The organism is Aeromicrobium sp., from assembly GCF_050700635.1.
In the GTDB taxonomy this organism is placed as follows: domain Bacteria; phylum Actinomycetota; class Actinomycetes; order Propionibacteriales; family Nocardioidaceae; genus Aeromicrobium.
In genome coordinates this window covers 1-3,173 of the sequence record NZ_JBOHDT010000143.1, presented here as the reverse complement: position 1 = coordinate 3,173, position 3,173 = coordinate 1, and the positions used below count along the sequence as shown (strand labels likewise).

The following is a 3,173-nucleotide window of genomic DNA, read 5'->3' as shown; positions in this document are numbered from 1 at the left end:
ACCTGACTCTGCCGAAGTCGACCGCGCTGAGGCGCCACCTCGGAGTCGACGGTGATCCAGATTGCGTACACACCTTCACGTTCAAGAGTCAGAAGCTCACCTACTACTCGGACAACGCCTTCGTCCGGATGCGAGATGCGTTGTCGGCAGGCATCGACATGGACGCCGTGTGGTCAAGCCACGGCACGGGAAGGAGCCGCAAGCCTCGACCCGCGTGCACACAGCCCGGATGTCGGGTCCAAGATGCCGCATCATGACGCCCGGACCTTCACCCGCGCGGGGTGCGCGGAGGGACCGGCCGCTAGGCCGCATGCCCGGAGCGCGGGGCCCCGCGGCAGGCGCCGGCGAAGCCGGCGCTCTTGATCTACGTAGAGTCGGAATCGGCAAAGCAGAGGCCGCCACAGAAAATGCTCCGACGGTTGAGGTGCCAAGGGCACGTGCGTCCTTCCGCCCAGAATGACTCGCGATCGATGCATCAATTGACTGTCGGCTGCCGACTACATGTTCATCGTGGGTCCGGTGACGTCGCTCGGCACCGTCAGCCCCGGCACGTTCTCGGCCGCGAATGCCACGCCAAGCCCGAGGGCTACGAGCAGCACCGCGATCGACAGGTTCGCGACCTTCTTCCAGGGCAGGAGTTTCTCGAACGCGATCAGCGCCGCGATGAAGACCATCCACCCGATGCTCATCACCCCGAGAGCGATGAGGGCGAGCATCAGTGCCCAGCAGCACCCCACACACCAGGCGCCATGCCCCATCCCCATGCGTAGTGCGCCGATCCGGCCGGGCCGCCAGGCGGAGAGCAGGAACTCGAACGGGCTGCGGCACTTGGTGAGGCAGAGGTCCTTGAACGGAGTGAGCTGGTAGAGGCCGGCGCCGACGATGGCGCCGCCGGCCACGTAGGGTCCGGCCTTGTCCCAGGCCAGGAACGCGGGTGACCATGCGTGCCCCGCCCACAGAGCCAGGTAGCTGACGAGCCCGGCGGCCGACCAGGTCAGCAGGTAGCCGGTGACGAACAATGCTGTCGCGCCGGTTTGGACGACGTCACCGCGGTCGCGCTTCCCGAGCTGGATCCTGCGGTGCATCAGCACCATCGGCGCGATGGAGGGGAACATCATCGCGGCCATCATCACCACCCAGGAGGCAATCCAGAACGACAGCGTGCCTGGCTCGGTGGCCGGCCCCATGTCCATGCCGATCATGCGGTCGTCGGTAACCCACCAGCTGATCGCGGCCAGAACCAGGAGCAAGCCGATCAGGCCGTTCCTGACCGAGGTCCTCAGCGCGGGCGCGCGGCGAACCGCGACCGGTTCCATCGGGGCCGTCACGTCAACGACGCGGTTTAGGCGTACTCGAAAGCGGCTGCCTCGCCGTAGCTGGCTTCGAACGACTCGCCGAAGGCCTCCGAGGTGCCCGACGACTGGCCGATCGTGAAGACCGGCCCGAAGCCGAACATCGCGTTGCTGATGGTCGTGAGACCACCGTCGCCGCCACGGAACGCGGTGAAGTTCACGTCGGTGCCGCCGACACTTGCCGACGGCTCGTCGCCGCCGGAGAAGCTGATGTCGGCACGTCGGACTCCGGTCCACTCACCGAACAGCGGAGCGAAGTCGCCGAACATGCCGCCTGCGTCGCCCTTGAAGATCTGCGCGAGCGCGTCCGCCTGTTCTTCCGACGCACTGCTGTCGACCACGATGCCGATCTTCAGGTTGCCGGCGCTGATGTTGGACGGAGACAGATACTCCATCGCGACCCGCACACCCGAAAGGTTGACGTCGTCGAGGTTGCCCTCCGTCACATCGTGCACGAGCAGCCCGTGGCACTGGCCGTCGCGGCCGGTCGGCGGACCGTCGACTGCGCAGGGACAGAGCTGCCGGCAGTCGCAATGTCCTACATAAGTTCCTGCAAGTCGATACGCCACGAGATCCTCCGATCGATCGTGCGCGCCGGCGAAAGCGTCGGTGCGCTGTCCCCGTCATCAATAGACAAGATCCTCCTCTTGCTGTGATGGACCGTCAAGGCTGCAGATATTCACCGATTGAACGGTTGGTGAGCAGCCTCTTGTCTTGTGAAACACGCAGTGTTTCAATCGAAGAGTCGGGGGATTCAGTCGGCACCCGGGAGGGATCATGGCCGATATTCCTGAATGGCAGGCTCGAGGTCAATGGTTCGACGTGTGCCGGTGCGATGTCCCGTGTCCGTGCTCGTGGGCCCAGGCACCTGACGACAACTACTGCGAAGGTGTCCTCATCTGGCACGTCGAGGATGGCAGGTACGGCGACGTCGCGCTGGATGGGTTGAATGTCGTCGGCCTCGGCACATTCGAGGGCAACCCCTGGGAAGGCACGCACACGAACCCCAAGTTGGGCGTCTTGCTGGATGAACGTGCGGACGAAGGTCAGCGTGGGGCCCTCCAGATGATCTTCGGTGGACAGGCCGGTGGATGGCCCGGCCGTTTCAACGAGATCTTCGGCGCGGAGATGGTCGGCCTCGAGTTCGCACCCATCGAGGTCGAGATTGCCGACGACCTCAGTTCCTGGCGCGCCGAGGTCCCGGGACGTGTGCGAGCGGCGGCGAACGTCTTGTCAGGTCCGACGAGTGATGGCAAGGCACCCCGGATCGAGAATCTTCCTGGCGCCGAAACCGGGCCGGGTCAGGTCGCCACCTGGGGCAAGGCCACGGCTGATGAGGTCGACGCACTCGGGTTCACGTGGAGGCACGAGAGCAAGTCGAGCAAGCACATCACCTTCGACTGGAGCGGCCCGGACGCAGCCTGACGGGCTCGTCGTCGCGGCGCACGGCGCCACCGAGATCCGTGCACTTGCCGGCCGCAGCCGTAATGTCACACCCGATTTCGATCGACAAGTGATACGTCTGCAGTCACGTTCTGACTGCCCAGCGACCTGTCCTGTACGTGTGTTGTGAGCAGGAAGGCTGGGGGTTCGCGTGCGGGCCTGACGACCACCAACAGACCCCCGACGATTGGAAGGTCATCCACCGGCAGCACCTCCTCGACCAAGACTCCAGCCTTTCAGAGGTCGCGGATCTCCCCGAAGGCGAACAGGCGGAGAGGGCTGCCGTCGGTGAGTCTTGGACTCGGGGTCCCTTGACGGACTGATGGGTGTTGCATCCAGGCTGGCCGGTCTCGCCCGGAATGCGTCATTTCGCCGCGA

Annotated in this window: 3 protein-coding genes; 1 reads left to right on the top strand and 2 read right to left on the bottom strand. The window is 65.0% G+C overall.

The window, feature by feature from the left end; translation table 11 throughout:
* Window positions 1–497: 497 nt before the first annotated feature.
* The gene (locus ACRDPN_RS11055; RefSeq protein ID WP_431447594.1) at window positions 498–1,328 is read right to left on the bottom strand and encodes a DUF2182 domain-containing protein; all 831 of its coding nucleotides are present in this window, start codon (window positions 1,326–1,328) and stop codon (window positions 498–500) included.
* Window positions 1,329–1,342: 14 nt separating this feature from the next.
* A complete protein-coding gene (locus ACRDPN_RS11050) occupies window positions 1,343–1,921 on the bottom strand; it encodes a DUF1326 domain-containing protein (RefSeq protein ID WP_431447592.1) in 579 nt (192 codons plus the stop codon).
* A gap of 208 nt (window positions 1,922–2,129) precedes the next feature.
* Between ACRDPN_RS11050 and ACRDPN_RS11045 the strand changes: the two genes are divergently transcribed.
* A complete protein-coding gene (locus ACRDPN_RS11045) occupies window positions 2,130–2,777 on the top strand; it encodes a DUF1326 domain-containing protein (protein ID WP_431447590.1) in 648 nt (215 codons plus the stop codon).
* Window positions 2,778–3,173 lie beyond the last annotated feature (396 nt).

Bases quoted from the DNA above. Each gene is read 5' to 3' on its own strand.
- ACRDPN_RS11045 (WP_431447590.1), top strand. From the start codon at position 2,130: ATGGCCGATATTCCTGAATGGCAGGCTCGAGGTCAATGGTTCGACGTG.